Annotated in this window: 18 protein-coding genes; 9 read left to right on the forward strand and 9 right to left on the reverse strand. The window is 67.7% G+C overall.

Annotation, left to right across the window (positions count from 1 at the left end; all coding sequences use genetic code 11):
* The first annotated feature begins 60 nt into the window (after positions 1–60).
* Positions 61–723, forward strand: coding sequence for a F0F1 ATP synthase subunit B' (locus LOS78_RS12250; protein ID WP_028712217.1), 663 nt, complete (start codon positions 61–63; stop codon positions 721–723).
* Positions 720–1,274 carry a F0F1 ATP synthase subunit B gene (locus tag LOS78_RS12255; protein WP_028712216.1) on the forward strand — a complete coding sequence of 185 codons (555 nt, stop codon included), beginning with the start codon at positions 720–722 and terminating at the stop codon, positions 1,272–1,274. The genes LOS78_RS12250 and LOS78_RS12255 overlap by 4 nt, the downstream gene beginning before the upstream one ends.
* Positions 1,275–1,490: 216 nt before the next feature.
* Here the strand turns inward: LOS78_RS12255 and LOS78_RS12260 are convergent, their stop codons facing one another.
* Together LOS78_RS12260 and LOS78_RS12265 are read right to left on the reverse strand one after the other, a co-directional pair.
* On the reverse strand, positions 1,491–2,138 hold the full coding sequence (locus LOS78_RS12260; RefSeq protein WP_028712215.1) for an OmpA family protein: 648 nt from the start codon (positions 2,136–2,138) through the stop codon (positions 1,491–1,493).
* 162 nt (positions 2,139–2,300) lie between these two features.
* Positions 2,301–2,897, reverse strand: a complete 597-nt coding sequence (locus LOS78_RS12265; RefSeq protein ID WP_230378403.1) for a methylated-DNA--[protein]-cysteine S-methyltransferase — start codon at positions 2,895–2,897, stop codon at positions 2,301–2,303.
* A gap of 101 nt (positions 2,898–2,998) precedes the next feature.
* Between LOS78_RS12265 and nth the strand changes: the two genes are divergently transcribed.
* Both nth and LOS78_RS12275 read left to right on the forward strand, forming a co-directional pair.
* Positions 2,999–3,667 carry an endonuclease III gene (gene nth, locus LOS78_RS12270; RefSeq protein ID WP_230378404.1) on the forward strand — a complete coding sequence of 223 codons (669 nt, stop codon included), beginning with the start codon at positions 2,999–3,001 and terminating at the stop codon, positions 3,665–3,667.
* Complete coding sequence (locus tag LOS78_RS12275) at positions 3,664–4,671, forward strand: adenosine kinase (protein ID WP_230378405.1); 1,008 nt, start codon at positions 3,664–3,666, stop codon at positions 4,669–4,671. Before nth ends, LOS78_RS12275 begins: the two co-directional genes overlap by 4 nt.
* Before the next feature lie 159 nt (positions 4,672–4,830).
* On the opposite strand, the gene LOS78_RS12280 is transcribed toward LOS78_RS12275, so the two are convergent.
* The 6 genes from LOS78_RS12280 to LOS78_RS12305 form a co-directional block, all read right to left on the reverse strand.
* Entirely contained in the window at positions 4,831–7,008 is a 2,178-nt protein-coding gene (locus tag LOS78_RS12280; protein ID WP_230378406.1) for a 3-hydroxyacyl-CoA dehydrogenase NAD-binding domain-containing protein, read from the reverse strand.
* An 11-nt stretch (positions 7,009–7,019) separates the two neighbouring features.
* Positions 7,020–8,231: an acetyl-CoA C-acetyltransferase gene (locus LOS78_RS12285; RefSeq protein ID WP_230378407.1), complete on the reverse strand. Its 1,212-nt coding sequence runs from the start codon at positions 8,229–8,231 to the stop codon at positions 7,020–7,022.
* On the reverse strand, positions 8,228–8,869 hold the full coding sequence (locus LOS78_RS12290) for a glutathione S-transferase family protein (RefSeq protein ID WP_230378408.1): 642 nt from the start codon (positions 8,867–8,869) through the stop codon (positions 8,228–8,230). Before LOS78_RS12290 ends, LOS78_RS12285 begins: the two co-directional genes overlap by 4 nt.
* A gap of 277 nt (positions 8,870–9,146) precedes the next feature.
* The gene (locus LOS78_RS12295) at positions 9,147–10,925 is read right to left on the reverse strand and encodes an acyl-CoA dehydrogenase C-terminal domain-containing protein (RefSeq protein WP_230378409.1); all 1,779 of its coding nucleotides are present in this window, start codon (positions 10,923–10,925) and stop codon (positions 9,147–9,149) included.
* Between the two features lie 24 nt (positions 10,926–10,949).
* Positions 10,950–11,339, reverse strand: a complete 390-nt coding sequence (locus tag LOS78_RS12300; protein ID WP_230378410.1) for a MerR family DNA-binding transcriptional regulator — start codon at positions 11,337–11,339, stop codon at positions 10,950–10,952.
* Positions 11,340–11,419: 80 nt separating this feature from the next.
* Positions 11,420–11,845 (reverse strand): MerR family DNA-binding transcriptional regulator, encoded by a 426-nt coding sequence (locus LOS78_RS12305; protein ID WP_036697707.1) that lies wholly within the window; start codon positions 11,843–11,845, stop codon positions 11,420–11,422.
* Between the two features lie 128 nt (positions 11,846–11,973).
* On the opposite strand from LOS78_RS12305, the gene LOS78_RS12310 reads away from it, so the two are divergent.
* The 3 genes from LOS78_RS12310 to LOS78_RS12320 are packed head-to-tail and all read left to right on the forward strand — an operon-like array spanning position 11,974 to position 14,252.
* A complete protein-coding gene (locus LOS78_RS12310) occupies positions 11,974–12,417 on the forward strand; it encodes a PaaI family thioesterase (protein WP_028712206.1) in 444 nt (147 codons plus the stop codon).
* A gap of 1 nt (position 12,418) precedes the next feature.
* Positions 12,419–12,922 carry a PaaI family thioesterase gene (locus LOS78_RS12315; RefSeq protein WP_028712205.1) on the forward strand — a complete coding sequence of 168 codons (504 nt, stop codon included), beginning with the start codon at positions 12,419–12,421 and terminating at the stop codon, positions 12,920–12,922.
* The gene (locus LOS78_RS12320) at positions 12,915–14,252 is read left to right on the forward strand and encodes an MATE family efflux transporter (RefSeq protein WP_230378411.1); all 1,338 of its coding nucleotides are present in this window, start codon (positions 12,915–12,917) and stop codon (positions 14,250–14,252) included. Before LOS78_RS12315 ends, LOS78_RS12320 begins: the two co-directional genes overlap by 8 nt.
* A gap of 39 nt (positions 14,253–14,291) precedes the next feature.
* Here LOS78_RS12320 and LOS78_RS12325 read toward each other — a convergent pair whose 3' ends face one another.
* Positions 14,292–14,606 (reverse strand): DUF1476 domain-containing protein, encoded by a 315-nt coding sequence (locus tag LOS78_RS12325; protein ID WP_028712203.1) that lies wholly within the window; start codon positions 14,604–14,606, stop codon positions 14,292–14,294.
* A gap of 147 nt (positions 14,607–14,753) precedes the next feature.
* Here LOS78_RS12325 and purC point away from each other — a divergent pair, with 147 nt between their 5' ends.
* Both purC and purS read left to right on the forward strand, forming a co-directional pair.
* Positions 14,754–15,518 carry a phosphoribosylaminoimidazolesuccinocarboxamide synthase gene (gene purC / locus LOS78_RS12330; RefSeq protein WP_028716635.1) on the forward strand — a complete coding sequence of 255 codons (765 nt, stop codon included), beginning with the start codon at positions 14,754–14,756 and terminating at the stop codon, positions 15,516–15,518.
* An 11-nt stretch (positions 15,519–15,529) separates the two neighbouring features.
* A complete protein-coding gene (gene purS, locus LOS78_RS12335; protein ID WP_024843653.1) occupies positions 15,530–15,769 on the forward strand; it encodes a phosphoribosylformylglycinamidine synthase subunit PurS in 240 nt (79 codons plus the stop codon).
* The last annotated feature ends 57 nt before the right edge of the window (positions 15,770–15,826 follow it).

A 15,826-nucleotide genomic window follows, 5' to 3' on the forward strand; every position in this document is an offset into this window, starting at 1 on the left:
CGGTTGGGTGGGGGCGTCACGCGCCCACCCGATTGTGAAACGACCGGCATGGGGTAGGATATGTTCAGCCTGTTGCAACAGACCGCGCCCGTCGTGGTCGAAGAATCTGAAACGGTGGTCATCACCGAATCCGCCGAAGCGGCGGGCCATGGCGCCGATGCGGCCCATGCCGCGGCCGGTGCAGCGGATGCAGCCCATGGCGCGGCTGGCCATGCCGCCAGCGCCCCCGGCATGCCGCAACTGGATTTCACGACCTTCGGCAACCAGATCTTCTGGTTGCTGGTCATCCTGGCCGTGATCTACTGGGTGCTGTCGCGGATCGCGCTGCCGCGCATCGGCGGCGTCATCTCGGACCGCCAGGGCGCCATCACCGGCGACCTGATGGCCGCCGAGGAGTTCAAGCAGAAGGCCAAGGAGGCCGAGGCCGCCTATGACAAGGCGCTGGCCGATGCCCGGGGCGAGGCCCAGAAGATCATCGCCGCCAACAAGGCCGAGATCCAGAAGGAACTCGACGCCGCCATCGCCCATGCCGATGCGGAGATCGCCGCCCGCGCGGCGGAATCCGAAAAGCGCATTGGCGAGATCCGCGCCTCGGCCGTCGAGGATGCACGCATGGTCGCCCGCGAGGTGACCGCGGCGCTGGTGGAGAATTTCGGCGGCAAGGTCGATCAGGGTCTGGTCGATACCGCGGTCGATCAGCGGCTGAAGGGGGCGCTGCAATGAAACGTCTGAGCGTTCTCTTCGCCCTGATGGCGAGCCCGGCCCTGGCGGCCTCGGGTCCGTTCTTCTCGCTGCGCAATACCGACTTCATCGTCACGCTGGCCTTCCTGCTGTTCGTCGGCATTCTGGTCTATTTCCGCGTGCCGCAGATCGTCGGCGGCCTTCTGGACAAGCGGGCCGAAGGCATCCGCAACGACCTGGCCGAAGCCCGCCGCCTGCGCGAGGAAGCGCAGGAGATCTATGCGAGCTACGAGCGCCGCCAGCGCGAGGTGAAGTCGCAGGCCGACGACATCGTCGCCAATGCCCGGCGCGAGGCGGTTTCGGAAGCCGAGAAGGCCAAGAAGGCGCTGCAGCTTTCGATCGAGCGGCGCCTGAAGGCGGCCGAGGAACAGATCGCCAGCGCCGAGGCCGAGGCGGTGCGCGCCGTGCGCGACCGGGCCATCCAGACCGCGGTCACCGCCGCGGCCGAGATCCTGGGCAAACAGGCGACCGCCGAGCAGCGTGCCGCAGGCATCGACAAGGCCATCGACGAAGTGGCCCGCCGGCTGAACTGAGGCCGCGAGGCTTGAACGAAGAAGGGTGCGGTCGAGCATCCTCACGGGACAGTGATCGGACCCCTGGGGCGGAGACGCTTCGGGGGTCCTTGCTTTTCCACCCGAAGTCCACCTGACGCTTTTTCCGTTCGCCGCCTTTTCCGTCCGTCGCGGGCGCAAAGCAAAAGGCCGACAGCCTTGCGGCTGCCGGCCCGCGCCTCGTCTTTCCGGCCGCGATCAGTTGGTCGGGACGATCAGGATTTCCACGCGGCGGTTCTGCGCCCGCCCGGCCGCGGTGTCGTTCGAGGCCACCGGCTGGGTGGCGCCGCGCCCGGCGGTGGTCACGCGGTTCTGCGAGACGCCGCCAGCGGTCAGGATGCCGGCGACCGAGCGTGCACGGCGTTCGGACAGGTCCTGGTTATAGGCGGCCGAGCCGGTGCTGTCGGTATGGCCGATCACCTGGATGCGGCTGTTCGGATATTGGTTCAGGTTGCGGGCGATGGTGTAGAGGTCGTTCTGCCCCTGCGCGCCCACGGCCGCCGAATCGGTGGCGAAAAGCGTCGTCTCGGGCATGATGACCGACAGGTGCGTGCCGTGGTTCACCACCCGGATGTTGGGATTGTTCAGCGACTGCTGCAGCGCGCGCTGCTGCTGGTCGAGGATCGAGCCGCCGACGGCCCCCGCCGTGGCGCCGATGATCGCGCCCTTGACGGCGTTCGAGCGGCTTTCGCCCGCGCCGATCAGGCCGCCCACCACCGCGCCCGCGACGGCGCCCTGCTGGGTGCGGCTCATTTGCTGGGGCTGGCCGGAAGGATCGGTCGGCGCGCAGGCGCTGATGGCAATCACGCCGGCAGAGGCGAGAAGCAGCGAAATACGGGTCTTCATTCTTTCACCTTTCTTTTGAGGGCGATCCACCGCCGCCTGTCCTTGCGACGCGGCCGGCCCTGCCGTTTCCGGAAGGCCGGCGACTGATGCCCAAACGCGGCCACATTGGCATGGGTTCCGGGCCAACTCCACCGGAATAGACGGAAAATTCCCCGCCTCGGCTCACAAAGCGGCGATGGCGAGCGGCGCGATGCTCGCGCCTTCGCGCGCCAGCAGCGCGCGCTTGACCGCCTCGCCCCAGTGATAGCCGCCGATGGCGCCGCCGGTGCGGGTGACGCGGTGGCAGGGGATCGCCCAGGAGACCGGGTTCTGCCCGACCGCCGTGCCGACGGCGCGCAGGGCCCTCGGCCGGCCGATGCGCTCGGCCAGCATGGCATAGCTGATCACCTGCCCGGCCGGCACCTGGGCCAGCGCCCGCCAGACCTGCAGCTGGAACGCGGTGCCGGTCAGCCGCACCGCGATCTCGCCCCGTCCGCTCAGCAGCGCCTGGATGGCCGGGGCCAGCGCCTCGGGCGCCTCGACCGTCCGGGCGCGGGGAAAGCGGGCGGTCAGGTCGGCCTCGACCTGATCCTCGGTCATCGGTCCGGCGAAGCCCAGGGCCCAGAGCGCGCCGCCCGAGCCATAGGCGACGACCGTGCCGAGCGGTGTCGGGAAGCGACCGCGGCACAACACCGTGCCAAGATCGTCGGCCGGCTGGCTGCTGATCGCGACCCGCAGCCCGTGCTCGACCGGGGCGAAGGAGAAGAACGTCCGTGTCATCTTTGCCTCGCAACTGCTTTCCGTGGCAGAGTAGCGCGGTCTCGCGGCAAATCCACGCGGGAATGCTTGCGCAGGACCGCCGGGCAGGGCATCTGGGCGCCATGGCACGCAGCATCTCCCTTCGTCTTCCGCCGGCCTTGCCCTATGCGGCGCAGGTCGAGATCTTTTCCCGGTTCCGCGAGGCGAATCCGCAGCCGGTGACCGAGCTGGAATACACCAACGCCTTCACCCTGCTGGTGGCGGTGGCGCTGTCGGCGCAGGCGACCGATGTCGGGGTGAACAAGGCGACGAAATCGCTGTTCCGGCGCGTCGGCACCCCGCAGCAGATGCTGGATCTGGGCCTTGAGGCGCTGACCGAGGAGATCCGCACCATCGGGCTTTACCGGCAGAAGGCGAAGAATGTCATCGCGCTGTCGCGCCGGCTGGTCGAGGAATATGGCGGCGAGGTGCCGCAGTCGCGCGCCGCGCTGATGACCCTGCCCGGCGTCGGGCGCAAGACCGCGAATGTGGTGCTGAACAGCGTGTTCCATTTCCCGGCGCAGGCGGTCGACACGCATATCTTCCGGGTCGGCAACCGCACCCGCATCGCGCCGGGCCGCGACGTCGCCGAGGTCGAGCGCGCCATCGAGGACAACGTCCCCGTCCCTTTCCAGCAGAACGCGCATCACTGGCTGATCCTGCACGGCCGCTATATCTGCCAGGCGCGGCGCCCGCGCTGCCGGATCTGCCCCATCGAAGACCTGTGCCCCTATGAGGAGAAGACCGAATGACCACCCCCTATGTGATCGGCATCGGCAATGCCGTCATGGACGTGATCGCCCCGACCTCGGATGCGACGCTGGCGCGGCTGGAGGTGGAAAAGGGCATCATGCAGCTGATCGACCGCGAGCGGTCCGAATTCCTGATGGCGGCGCAATCGGCCGATCCGCAGGCCGGCAAGGCGCGGCTGGTGCCCGGCGGCTCGGTCGCCAATACGCTGGCGGGGCTGGGGATGCTGGGGCTGCGCACCGCCTTCATCGGCAAGGTGGCCGGCGATCCCCTGGGGCTGAGCTATGCCGAGCAGACCGAGGCGCAGGGCACGGTCTTCGTCAATCCGCCGGTGGCGGGAGAGGTGGCGCCGACCTCGCGCTCGATCATCTTCGTGACGCCGGACGGCGAGCGGTCGATGAACACCTATCTGGGCATCTCGGCCGAGCTGGGGGCCGATGACGTGAACCCCGCGACCTTCAGCGGCGCCGGCTGGCTGTTCCTGGAAGGCTATCTGTTCGACAAGGATGCCGGCAAGGCGGCCTTCCTCAAGGCGGCCGAGGCCTGCCACAAGGCGGGCGGACAGGCGGGGATCGCACTGTCCGACCCGTTCTGCGTCGACCGCCACCGCGCCGATTTCCGCCGGCTGGTGGCCGGGCCGATGGATTACGTCATCGGCAATGTCCACGAATGGCAATCGCTCTATCAGGTCGAGGATCTGGAGGAGGCGCTGCGGCTGGCCGCGGCGGATTGCGGCACGGTGATCTGCACCCGCTCGGGCGAGGATGCGATCCTGATCCGCGGGGGCGAGCGGGTGACGGCGCCGGTGCATCGCGTGGTGCCGGTGGATGCGACCGGGGCGGGCGACCAGTTTGCCGCCGGGCTGATCTACGGGCTGGCCGTGGGCGCCGATCTGGCGGCGGCGGGGCACATGGGCTGCATCGCGGCAGCCGAGGTGATCAGCCATGTCGGCGCCCGGCCGGAAAGCGATCTGTTGGCGGCCTTTCGGAACGAAGGGCTGATCTAGCCGCCAGTGGTGCGGGCAGCATGGGTATTTAGGAAACAGAGAAAGCCCGAGCGGTCGAGGCGATCGGCGCCTCTCGGCATGCGCCTTCTCTGTTTTCCAAATACCCATGCGACGTTTCGGACAAGGCCGGGGGTGGCGGCCTTGTCCGGTGGTTCCGGGCTAGGCCGCCTTGCGGGCGGTCTTGCCGTAGAAGCTTTCGCCTTTTGCCGCCATATCCGCCAGAAGCTGCGGCGGGGCGAAGCGCGGGCCGAACTTCCCGGTGAGATCTTCGGCGATCTCGACCGCGCGCGGGGCGCCCAGCATGTCGAGCCAGCCGAAGGGGCCGCCCGACCAGGGCGCGAAGCCCCAGCCGAGGATGGCGCCGACATCGCCTTCGCGGATGTCCTCGAGCACGCCTTCCTCGAGCGCCCGGACCGCTTCCAGAGATTGCGCGAACATCAGCCGGTGCTGGATCTCGGTCAGTTCCGGCTGGCTGTCCGCTTCCGGCCATTCGGTCGCGAGGCCGGACCAGAAGCCCTGGCGCTTGGCCCCCTCGTCATAGTCGTAGAAGCCTGCCCTGGTCTTGCGGCCCAGCCGGCCCTGGTCGGCGAGTTTGAAGATCACCGCATCCACCGCTTCGTCCGGATAGGCGTCGCCCATGGCGGCCTTCGTCGCCTTGGCGATCTTGACGCCGAGGTCGATCGAGGTCTCGTCCACCAGTTGCAGCGGCCCCAGCGGCATGCCCATCATCTTGGCGGCGTTCTCGATCAGCACCGGGCTGACCCCTTCGGCCACCATGCGGATGCCCTCGTTGATATAGGGGATGATGCAGCGGTTGGCATAGAAGAAGCGCGCGTCGTTGACCACGATGGGGGTCTTGCGGATCTGGCGCACGAAATCCAGCGCCTTGGCCACGGCGCGCGGGCCGGTCTGTTTGCCCTTGATGATCTCGACCAGCAGCATCTTGTCCACGGGGCTGAAGAAGTGGATGCCGATGAACTGGTCGGGGCGGGCGCTGGCCTTGGCCAGTTCGGTGATCGGCAGGGTCGAGGTGTTGGTGGCGAAGATCGCGTCCTGCGGGATCACCGCCTCAGCCCGTTTCGTGACCTCGGCCTTGACGGCGGGATCCTCGAACACCGCCTCGACCACCAGGTCGCAGCCTTGCAGGGCGGCGTAATCGGTGGTGGGCGTGATGCGGGAAAGCACCTCGGCCTTCTTCTCCTCGGTGGATTTCCTGCGGCTGATCGCCTTGTCGAGCAGGCCGGTGGAATAGGACTTGCCGCGCTCGGCCGCCTCTTGCGTCGAATCGATCAGCACCACCTCGATCCCGGCCATGGCCGAGACATAGGCGATGCCGGCGCCCATCATGCCGGCGCCGAGGATCCCGACTTTCCTCACGCTTTGATCGGGGGCTTCGGGGCGGTTCGCGCCCTTTTCCAGCGCCTCCTTGTTGATGAAGAGGCTGCGGATCATCGCGGTCGAGCTGGGGTTCATCAGCACCTTGGTGAACCAGCGCGCCTCGATCTTCAGCGCCGTGTCGAAAGGCACCATGGCGCCCTCGTAGACGGCGCTCAGCAGCGCCTTCGCCGCCGGATAGACGCCGAGCGTCTTGCCATGCACCATGGCGCTGGCGCCGACGAAGGTCATGAAGCCGGCCGGGTGATAGGGCTCTCCGCCCGGCATCTTGTAGCCCTTGGCGTCCCAGGGCTTGACCAGATCGGCGTCGCTGGCCTTCAGCACCCAGTCGCGGGCCGCGGCGAGCGGATCGGCCACCACCTCGTCGATCAGCCCGGCGGACTTGGCCCTGGCCGGGTCGCTGAGCTTGCCTTCCAGCAGGAAGGGCGCCGCGCCCATCGCGCCCAGCTTGCGCACCAGACGGGTGGTGCCGCCGGCGCCGGGAAAGATGCCGACCATGATCTCGGGCAGGCCGATCTTGGCCTTGGCGTTCTCGGCGGCAAAGATGCGATGCGTGGCCAGCGGCAGTTCCAGCCCGATCCCCAGCGCGGTGCCGGGCAGGGCGGCCGCGACGGGCTTGCCGCCCTTCTTGGTCTTGGGGTCCATCCCCGCCAGTTCGATCTTGCGCAGCAGGTGATGCAGCGTCATCACGCCGTCGAACACCGCCTGCGCGCCGCCCTGCTTCATGCCGGCGATGACGTTCAGGTCCATGCCGGCGGCGAAATCCTTCTTGCCGCTGGTGATGACCACGCCCTTCACGGCCGCGTCGGCCAGCGCATCGTCGATCAGCGTGTTCAGTTCGGCGGCACCGTCCAGCGACAGCACGTTCATCGACTTGCCCGGCACGTCCCAGGTGATGATGGCGACGCCGTCGGCGCCCTTATCCATGGTGAAATCGGTCATCTTCCCCTCCCTCAGACGCGCTCGATGATGGTGGCCGCGCCCATGCCGGACGCGATGCAGAGCGTGGCGAGGCCCACGGTCTTGTCCTGCCGCTCCAGCTCGTCGAGCAGCGTGCCGATGATGATGGCGCCGGTTGCGCCCAGCGGGTGACCCAGCGCGATGGCGCCGCCGTTGACGTTGACCACGCCGGGATCGACCTGGAAGGCCTGCATGAAGCGCAGCACGACCGAGGCGAAGGCCTCGTTCACCTCGAAGAGGTCGATGTCGGAAATCGCCATTCCCGAATCGCGCAGAATCTTTTCCGTCACCGGCACCGGGCCGGTCAGCATGATCGTCGGATCGGTGCCGATCTTGGCGGTGGCGCGGATGCGGGCGCGGGGCTTCAGCCCGTGGGCCTTGCCGAATTCCGCATTGCCGATCAGCACGGCGGCGGCACCGTCCACGATGCCCGAGCTGTTGCCGGCATGGTGGATATGCTCGATATGGTCCAGATGCGGGTATTTCAGCATCGCCACCTTGTCGAAGCCGGGCATGGTTTCGCCCATCTCCTTGAAGCTGGCCTTCAGCTTGGCCAGATCCTCCAGCGTGGTGCCGGGCCGCATGTATTCGTCGCGGTCGAGGATGGTCAGGCCGTTCTGGTCCCTGACCGGCACGATGGACCTGGCGAAGCGACCCTCCTCCCAGGCGATGGCGGCGCGGCGCTGGCTCTCGACGGCCAGGGCATCGGCCTCTTCGCGGGAAAAGCCGTATTCGGTGGCGATGATGTCGGCGCTGATGCCCTGCGGCACGAAATAGGTCTTGAAGGTCAGGCTGGGATCGACCGCGATGGCGGCGCCGTCGCTGCCCATGGCGACGCGGCCCATCATCTCGACGCCCCCGGCGATATAGGCCTGGCCGGCGCCGCCCCGGACCTGGTTCGCGGCCAGGTTCACCGCCTCCATGCCCGAGGCGCAAAAGCGGTTGATGGCGAGGCCGGGGATGCTTTCGTCCAGGTCGGATTCCAGCACCGCCGAGCGGGCGAGGCAGCCGCCCTGTTCCTTGACCTGGGTGACATTGCCCCAGATCACGTCCTCGACCGCATGGCCGGTCAGCCCGTTGCGTTCCTTGACGGCGTTCAGCAGCCGGGCGGAAAGCGCGACCGAGGTGACTTCGTGCAGGCTGCCGTCGGGGCGGCCCTTGCCGCGCGGGGTGCGGGCGGCGTCGTAGATATAGGCTTCGGTCATGCGTCCTCCTTCGCGGCCCGGTCCGCGGGGTTGCCGGGCATCAGGTCATAGGGGGGTTTCCAGCCGGGCAGCGCCTGAATGCGGCCCAGCCAGGCGTCGATATGGGGCCATTCGGCGCGGTCGAAGCCGAAGGGCTCCGGGTAATAGAGATAGCTGCAGCTGGACAGGTCGGCGATGCTCGGTCCCTCGCCCGCCAGCCAGGCGCGGCCGGCCAGGTGCCCGTCCAGCGTCTTCAGCGCCGCCCTGCAGCGCCCTTGCAGCCAGGCGATGACCTCGGCCGGGCGCTTCTCGGGCGGCAGGAAGTTCATCAGGAAGCGCAGCGCGCCGAATTGCGCCGAGCCCTTGTGATTGTCCCAGAACAGCCAGCGCAGGATCTCGTCGCGATCGCCATCCAGGAAGCGCCCGGTCCTCTCGGCCAGATGCAGCAGGATGACGCCCGACTGGGTCAGCCTGCGGCCGTCCTCGACGAAGACCGGCGCCTCGCCCATCTCGTTGAGCGCCTGGTATTCGGCGCCGCGGGTGGCGCCGCCGAAGAAATCCACGAAGACCGGGTGCCAGGGATAGCCCGTCAGCTGCATCATCAGGGCCACCTTGTAGGAATGGCCGGATTCTCCGAAACAATGAAGCTGGGCGGTCATCTGGGCTTCCTTTTCTGCTCGGGACGGGCTGTTGAACACTTGGGAATGGGTATTTGTGAAACAAAGAAGGCTTTAGGGATTTCTTAACGCTTCCGTCCTAGTGTCGGTCTCGCGGTACAGGCTGGGGAGCCGATGACCGCAAACAGAGAAGGCGCTTCGAGTTCCCCGCTTCTCTCCTGTCTCTCAGGCGGAGCCGGGTCCTCGAAGCCCACCTTCGGCTTTCTCTGTTTTTCAAATACCCATGCGGCCTTGCCTCCTGGCGTTCCCGCCGTTGATTTCAGAACTGCGTTGCATCCAGCGCCATCACCGGCTCGGCGCCTGAACGGATGCGGGCGAGATGCATCCCGGTCGCCGACAGTTGCCGGGCCATGTAATAGCGGCCCGTCGCCAGCTTGGTCTCGTGGAAGGCGGCGTCCTGCGTGCCTTCGCTCAGAGCCTTGCGCGATGCGGCGGCCATGCGGGTCCACATCAGACCCAGCGCCACATGGCCGAACAGATGCATGAAGTCGTAGGAGCCGGCCAGCGCCGCGTTCGGGCTCTTCATGCCCTGCTCCATGAAGAACATCGCTGCCGCCTGCAGGTCCTTCGAGGCGGCCTTCAGCGGTTCGCAGAAACCCGCTTTCAGCGTCTCGTCGGCTTCATGCGCCTTGATCTCGGCCTTGACCAGCTCGAAGAAGGCCATGATCGGCTTGCCGCCCTCGGCCGCCAGCTTGCGGCCCACGAGATCCAGCGCCTGCACGCCGTTCGCGCCCTCGTAGATCATGGCGATGCGCGCGTCGCGGACGAATTGCGACATGCCCTGTTCCTCGATATAGCCGTGGCCGCCGAAGACCTGCTGGGCCTGCACCGCCGATTCGAAACCCTTGTCGGTCAGGAAGCCCTTGATCACCGGCGTCAGCAGCGAGACGAGGTCGTGCGCCTCCTTGTCCTCGGCCAGCACCGCGCGGTCGATCAGATGCGCGCCCCAGAAGGCCAGCGCGCGCGCGCCTTCCAGGAAGCTTTTCTGGTCCATCAGGTTGCGGCGGATGTCGGGATGCACGATCAGCGGGTCGGCCGGTCCCGCGGGGTTCTCGTCCCCGGTCACGGCGCGGCCCTGCAGCCGGTCGCGGGCATAGGCGACGGCGTTCTGATAGGCGGCCTCGGCCACCGAATAGCCCTGCAGGCCGACGCCGATCCGGGCCTCGTTCATCATGGTGAACATGGCGCGCATGCCCTTGTGCAGCTCTCCCAGCAGCCAGCCTTTCGCGCCGTCATAGTTCATCACGCAGGTGGCATTGCCGTGAATGCCCATCTTTTCCTCGAGATTGCTGACCGAGACGGCGTTGCGCTCGCCCAGGGAGCCGTCCTCGTTGACCAGGAATTTCGGCACGATGAAGAGCGAGATGCCCTTGGTGCCCTCGCCGCCGCCCGGCGCCTTGGCCAGCACCAGGTGGATCACGTTCTGCGCCATGTCGTGGTCGCCGGCCGAGATGAAGATCTTCTGTCCGGTGATCCGGTAGCTGCCATCCTCCTGCGGCTCGGCCCTGGTGCGCAGCAGGCCCAGGTCGGTGCCGGCATGGGGCTCGGTCAGGTTCATGGTGCCGGTCCATTCGCAGCTGACCATCTTCGGCAGGTAGGTGGCCTTCTGCTGGTCCGTGCCATGGGCGTGGATGGCGGAATAGGCGCCATGGGTCAGGCCCTGATACATGGTGAAGGCCATGTTCGAGGCCGAGAACATCTCGCCCGCGGCCAGGCCGATCACATAGGGCATGCCCTGGCCGCCATAGTCCGGGTCGCAATCGAGCGCGGTCCAGCCGCCCTCGCGCATCTGCCCGAAGGCTTCGAGAAAGCCCCTGGGCGTGTGCACCACCCCGTTTTCCAGCCTGCAGCCCTCGCGGTCGCCGACGGCGTTCAGCGGCGCCAGCACCTCGGAGGCCAGCTTGCCGGCCGCCTCCAGCACGGCCCGGGTGAAGTCGCGGTCGAGCTCGCCATAGCCCGGAAGATCCTGCTTCGAGATCTCGAGCACGTCATGCAGCACGAACTGCATGTCGCGGACAGGGGCGGAGTAGGTGGTCATCGGTCCCTCCCAGGGGATATGCCGTCAGGCATCGGATTTCAGTTTCTGCAGCGAGACTTCGCCCTCGGCGATCTGCTCGCGCAGTTCGGCGATGGCCTCGCCCAGTTCGAGATGCTGCCGCTCCATGTCGGCAAGCCGCTCGCGGGCGGTGGCCAGGACGGCCTCGGTCTGGGTGATGTTGCGTTCGGCCGGATCGTAAAGCTCCAGCAGCTGGCGGATCTGTTCGAGCGAGAAGCCGAAGCGCTTGCCGCGCAGGATCAGCGTCAGGCGGGCGCGGTCCGAGCGGCCGTAAAGCCGGTGCTGGCCGCGCCGCTGCGGAAACAGCAATTCGCGGGACTCGTAAAAGCGCAGCGTGCGCGGCGTGACGTCGAAGGCGTCGCACATCTGGCGAATGGTCATCAACGCGTCGCTCATGGCCAATCCCTCCTGTTCGACACCGTCGCGTGACGGGGAATATAGGACAGGTTGACGTTCGCGTAAGGGGCGACGTGGCGTCAGTCCGCGGCTCGGTCGCCTTTCGCCGCCGCGGCGTTTTCGCCGGGTCCCATGCCGTCGAGAAGAGAGACCGTTTCGTTGCGCAGCGTCAGCAGCTCGGACATCGAGGCTTCGAGCTCGTCGCGCTGCTGGCGCAGCACCTGGAGCTGGCGGTCGGCCAGTTCGATCCAGACCCGGTATTGTTCGCGCGTGCCCTTCTCGCCATAGATCAGCAGCCATTGCCGGATGTCCTCGAGCGAGAAGCCGAAGCGGCGGCCGCGCAGGATCAGCTTCATCCGGGCGATCTCGCGCGGGCCGTAGAAGCGCGAGCGGCCTTCCTTGCGGGGGCTGAGCAGCTCGATATATTCGTAATAGCGCAGGGTCCGCGGCGTCACGTCGAAACGTGCGCACATTTCCTTGAAGCCAATGTATTCGTTATCGGACATCGGATGAACTCTATCCTCGGACGCGCTGCAGCCTAACCCGGCGCCGGTCCAAACTCAACCATCGGCGGCTTGCCTGCGTGCCGCGGGCTGCTACCATCCCGCAGCAAGCCAACGAGGGAGCCCGCGCCATGAGCAGAGCATCGGACGAGGACGAGCAGGAGCAGCGCCGGCGGATCGCCCGCCAGTTCATCGAGGTGATCCCGCATGCCCGGGCGCTTGGCATGCATCTCGACCAGCTGACGGGCGAAGGGGCCGAAATATCGCTGCCCTGGCGCGAGGACCTGGTCGGCGATCCGCGCAACGGGGTGATCCATGGCGGGGTGATCTCGGCGTTGATGGACACCTGCAGCGGCGCGGCGGTGATGGCGCATCCGACCGGGGCGCGCTCGACCGCGACCATCGACCTGCGCATCGACTACATGCGCGCCGCCACGCCCGGCCAGACCATCCGCGCCAAGGCGAGCTGCTATCACATCACCCGCTCGGTCGCCTTCGTGCGCGCCTGGGCGATGGATGACGACGAATCCCGTCCCGTGGCCTCGGCCACCGGGGCCTTCACCATCGAGCGTTGACATGGCCGGACGCAACGAACCCCTCGACGCCATCAAGACGCGGCGCAACAACACGCTGAACGCGCTGGTGACCAGCGTGCCCTATATCCGCTGGCTGGGCATCACCTTCGACCGGCGCGGCGACGAGCTGACCGCGGTGCTGCCCTTCGACCAGAAGCTGATCGGCAATCCGATGCTGCCCGCGATCCATGGCGGCGTGACCGCGGCCTTCCTGGAGGTCACCGCCATCGTCGAGCTGACCTGGACCGCGATCTGGGAGGACATGGAGCAGGGCCGCATCGCCCCCGACGCCGCGGTGCCCGAAAGCCTGCCGCGCCTGCCCAAGACCATCGATTTCACCGTGGACTATCTGCGGTCCGGCCTGCCGCGCGACGCCTATGCGCGGGCGCGGGTGGTGCGGTCCGGCCGGCGCTATGCCAGCGTGCATGTCGAGGCCTGGCAGGACCAGCGCCAGAAGCTTTTCGCGCAGGCGACCGGGCATTTCCTGATGCCGCAGGATGGTTGAGGCGCTGCCCGGCCAGCCCGGGGCGCGCGCGGCCGCCGAGATCTCGAACCGCCGCGTGCTGGCCATCGCCCTGCCGGTGGTGCTGTCGAACGCGACGATCCCGATCCTGGGCGCGGTGGATACCGGCGTCATCGGCCAGCTGGGCGAGGCGGCGCCCATCGGCGCGGTCGGCCTTGGCGCGGTGGTCCTGGCCTCGCTCTACTGGATCTTCGGCTTCCTGCGCATGGGCACTTCGGGGCTGGTGGCGCAGGCGCATGGCGCCGGGGACGATGGCGAAGCCGGTGCGCATCTGCTGCGGGCGCTGGCCATCGGGCTTGCGGCCGGGCTGGTCTTCATCCTGCTGCAGGGGCTGCTTTTCGCGGGGGCCTTCCGGCTGGCCCCGGCCTCGGCCGAGGTCGAGGCGCTGGCCCGCCAATATCTGGGGCTGCGCATCTGGGGGGCGCCCGCCGCCATCTCGCTTTACGCCGTGACCGGCTGGCTGATCGCCATCGAGCGCACCCGCGCGGTGCTGGTGCTGCAGCTGGTGATGAACGGGCTGAACATCCTTCTGGACCTGTGGTTCGTGCTGGGGCTGGGCTGGGGGGTGCCCGGCGTCGCCGTGGCGACGCTGATCGCGGAGTGGACCGGGCTGGCGCTGGGGCTGTGGTTCGCCCGCCATGCCCTGCGCGCCGCCGTGCAGCGTGCCGGGCTGCTGGCCCGCAACCGGATCGAGGAGCTGGCGCGGGTCAATGGCGACATCATGATCCGCTCGATCCTGCTGCAGGGCTCGTTCACCACCTTCATGTTCCTGGCCGCGGGGCAGGGCGACGTGACCCTGGCCGCGAACCAGGTGCTGCTGCAATTCCTGGAGATCGTCGCCTACGGGCTGGACGGTTTCGCCTTTGCCGCCGAATCGCTGGTCGGTCAGGCGGTGGGGGCGCGGCGGCGCGACCGCCTGCGCCGGGCGGCACGGCTGGCCTCGGCCTGGGGCGTGGCGGGGGCGGGGCTGCTTTCGGCCGCGTTCCTGCTGGGCGGGCCGGCGATCATCGACCTGCTGACCACCTCGGCCGAGGTGCGGGCCGAGGCGCGGCGCTTCCTGTCCTGGCTGGTCGCGGCGCCGCTGATCGGCATCGCCTCGTGGATGCTGGACGGCATCTTCATCGGCGCCACCCGCACGCGCGAGATGCGCAATGCCATGCTGGTCTCGGTCGGGATCTATGCCGTTCTGGTGCTGCTGCTGCCGCCGGCCTTCGGCAATCACGGGCTCTGGGCGGCGCTGATGGCGCTCAACGCGCTGCGCGGCCTGACCATGTGGCGGCTCTATCCCCGGGTCGAGGCGGCCGCGGCCTGAAAGGGCGCCGCCCTCGGGGGCGGCGCGCCGGTCCCGGGCTTAAAGCTCGTCGACGATCTGCTGGCGGGCGGTGGCGCGCAGCTCGACCATCTTGGCGCGGATGGCTTCCTCGTCGGCCTTGCCTTCCAGGTCGGCCGCCAGCTTGCGGAACACGTCCTCGTCGCCGGGTTCGGTGAAATCCGAGGTGACCACGGTCAGCGCATAGGCGCGGGCCTCGTCGCCCGTCTTGCCCAGCAGGCCGGCGGCCCATTCGCCCAGCAGCCGATTGCGGCGCGCCTCGGCCTTGAAGTTCAGTTCCGCATCATGGGCGAATTTCGCCTCATGCGCGCGCTCGCGGTCGTCAAATGTGGTCATGGCGGCCTCCGGCTTGGGATTATCCCGTGGATATTGCGCAGGATATGCCCCTGCGCGCGCCCCATCGCAAGCCCGTATTGCCCCTGACCCCGTTTCTGGCCTATAGCCGCATAAAGATTGTCACCTTGCGGACGGGAGACGCGCAGCATGGCACCAAGGCGCAAGAAAATCTACGAAGGCAAGGCCAAGATCCTTTACGAAGGCACCGAGCCCGGCACGCTCATCCAGTATTTCAAGGATGACGCCACCGCCTTCAACGCCCAGAAGAAGGCCACCATCGAGGGCAAGGGCGTGCTGAACAACCGCCTGTCCGAGTTCTTCATGACCGGGCTGACCAATATCGGCGTGCCGAACCACTTCATCCGCCGCATCAACATGCGCGAGCAGCTGGTGCGCCAGGTCGAGATCATCCCGCTGGAAGTGATCGTGCGCAATTTCGCCGCCGGTTCCATCGCCAAGCGGCTGGGCATGGAGGAGGGCACGCCGCTGCCCCGCCCCATCGTCGAATACAGCTTCAAGAACGACGAGCTGGGCGATCCCTTCGTGTCCGAGGAATACATCATCGCCTTCGGCTGGGCCAGCCAGCAGGACCTGGACGACATCGTCAGCCTGGCGCTGCGGGTGAACGACTTCCTGTCGGGCGTGTTCTTCGGCGTCGGCATCAAGCTGATCGACTTCAAGATCGAGGTCGGCCGCATCTGGGACGGCGATTTCATGCGGCTGGTGGTCGCCGACGAGATCAGCCCCGACAGCTGCCGGCTCTGGGACGTCAAGACCGGGCAGAAGCTGGACAAGGACGTGTTCCGCCGCGACCTGGGCAGCCTGACCGATGCCTATACCGAGGTGGCGCGCCGGCTGGGCCTGATGCCCGCCAACACCACCTCGCTGACCAAACCCACCCTGATCAACTGAGAGGCCCGCAGATGAAAGCCCGTGTCACCATCATGCTGAAGGATGGCGTTCTGGACCCCCAGGGCGAGGCGATCCGGCACGCGCTTGGCGGGCTGGGCTTTGCCGGGGTCTCGGGCGTGCGCCAGGGCAAGGTGATCGAGCTGGACCTGGCGGCATCGGATGCCGAGGCGGCCAAGGCCGAGGTGGCGCGCATGTGCGAGGGCCTGCTGGCCAATACCGTGATCGAGAAATACGCGGTCGAGATCGTCTGATCCGCCGGATGATCCGCCGGGCCGGGGGCTTCGCGCCCCCGGACCCCCGCGGGGTAT

This window comes from Paracoccus sp. MA, assembly GCF_020990385.1.
GTDB lineage: Bacteria > Pseudomonadota > Alphaproteobacteria > Rhodobacterales > Rhodobacteraceae > Paracoccus.

Bases quoted from the DNA above. Each gene is read 5' to 3' on its own strand.
- LOS78_RS12300 (WP_230378410.1), bottom strand. From the start codon at position 11,339: ATGAGCGACGCGTTGATGACCATTCGCCAGATGTGCGACGCCTTCGAC.
- LOS78_RS12265 (WP_230378403.1), bottom strand. From the start codon at position 2,897: ATGACACGGACGTTCTTCTCCTTCGCCCCGGTCGAGCACGGGCTGCGG.
- LOS78_RS12275 (WP_230378405.1), top strand. From the start codon at position 3,664: ATGACCACCCCCTATGTGATCGGCATCGGCAATGCCGTCATGGACGTG.
- nth (WP_230378404.1), top strand. From the start codon at position 2,999: ATGGCACGCAGCATCTCCCTTCGTCTTCCGCCGGCCTTGCCCTATGCG.
- purS (WP_024843653.1), top strand. From the start codon at position 15,530: ATGAAAGCCCGTGTCACCATCATGCTGAAGGATGGCGTTCTGGACCCC.
- LOS78_RS12320 (WP_230378411.1), top strand. From the start codon at position 12,915: ATGGTTGAGGCGCTGCCCGGCCAGCCCGGGGCGCGCGCGGCCGCCGAG.
- LOS78_RS12255 (WP_028712216.1), top strand. From the start codon at position 720: ATGAAACGTCTGAGCGTTCTCTTCGCCCTGATGGCGAGCCCGGCCCTG.
- LOS78_RS12295 (WP_230378409.1), bottom strand. From the start codon at position 10,925: ATGACCACCTACTCCGCCCCTGTCCGCGACATGCAGTTCGTGCTGCAT.
- LOS78_RS12310 (WP_028712206.1), top strand. From the start codon at position 11,974: ATGAGCAGAGCATCGGACGAGGACGAGCAGGAGCAGCGCCGGCGGATC.
- LOS78_RS12280 (WP_230378406.1), bottom strand. From the start codon at position 7,008: ATGACCGATTTCACCATGGATAAGGGCGCCGACGGCGTCGCCATCATC.
- LOS78_RS12305 (WP_036697707.1), bottom strand. From the start codon at position 11,845: ATGTCCGATAACGAATACATTGGCTTCAAGGAAATGTGCGCACGTTTC.
- purC (WP_028716635.1), top strand. From the start codon at position 14,754: ATGGCACCAAGGCGCAAGAAAATCTACGAAGGCAAGGCCAAGATCCTT.
- LOS78_RS12315 (WP_028712205.1), top strand. From the start codon at position 12,419: ATGGCCGGACGCAACGAACCCCTCGACGCCATCAAGACGCGGCGCAAC.
- LOS78_RS12250 (WP_028712217.1), top strand. From the start codon at position 61: ATGTTCAGCCTGTTGCAACAGACCGCGCCCGTCGTGGTCGAAGAATCT.
- LOS78_RS12290 (WP_230378408.1), bottom strand. From the start codon at position 8,869: ATGACCGCCCAGCTTCATTGTTTCGGAGAATCCGGCCATTCCTACAAG.
- LOS78_RS12285 (WP_230378407.1), bottom strand. From the start codon at position 8,231: ATGACCGAAGCCTATATCTACGACGCCGCCCGCACCCCGCGCGGCAAG.
- LOS78_RS12260 (WP_028712215.1), bottom strand. From the start codon at position 2,138: ATGAAGACCCGTATTTCGCTGCTTCTCGCCTCTGCCGGCGTGATTGCC.
- LOS78_RS12325 (WP_028712203.1), bottom strand. From the start codon at position 14,606: ATGACCACATTTGACGACCGCGAGCGCGCGCATGAGGCGAAATTCGCC.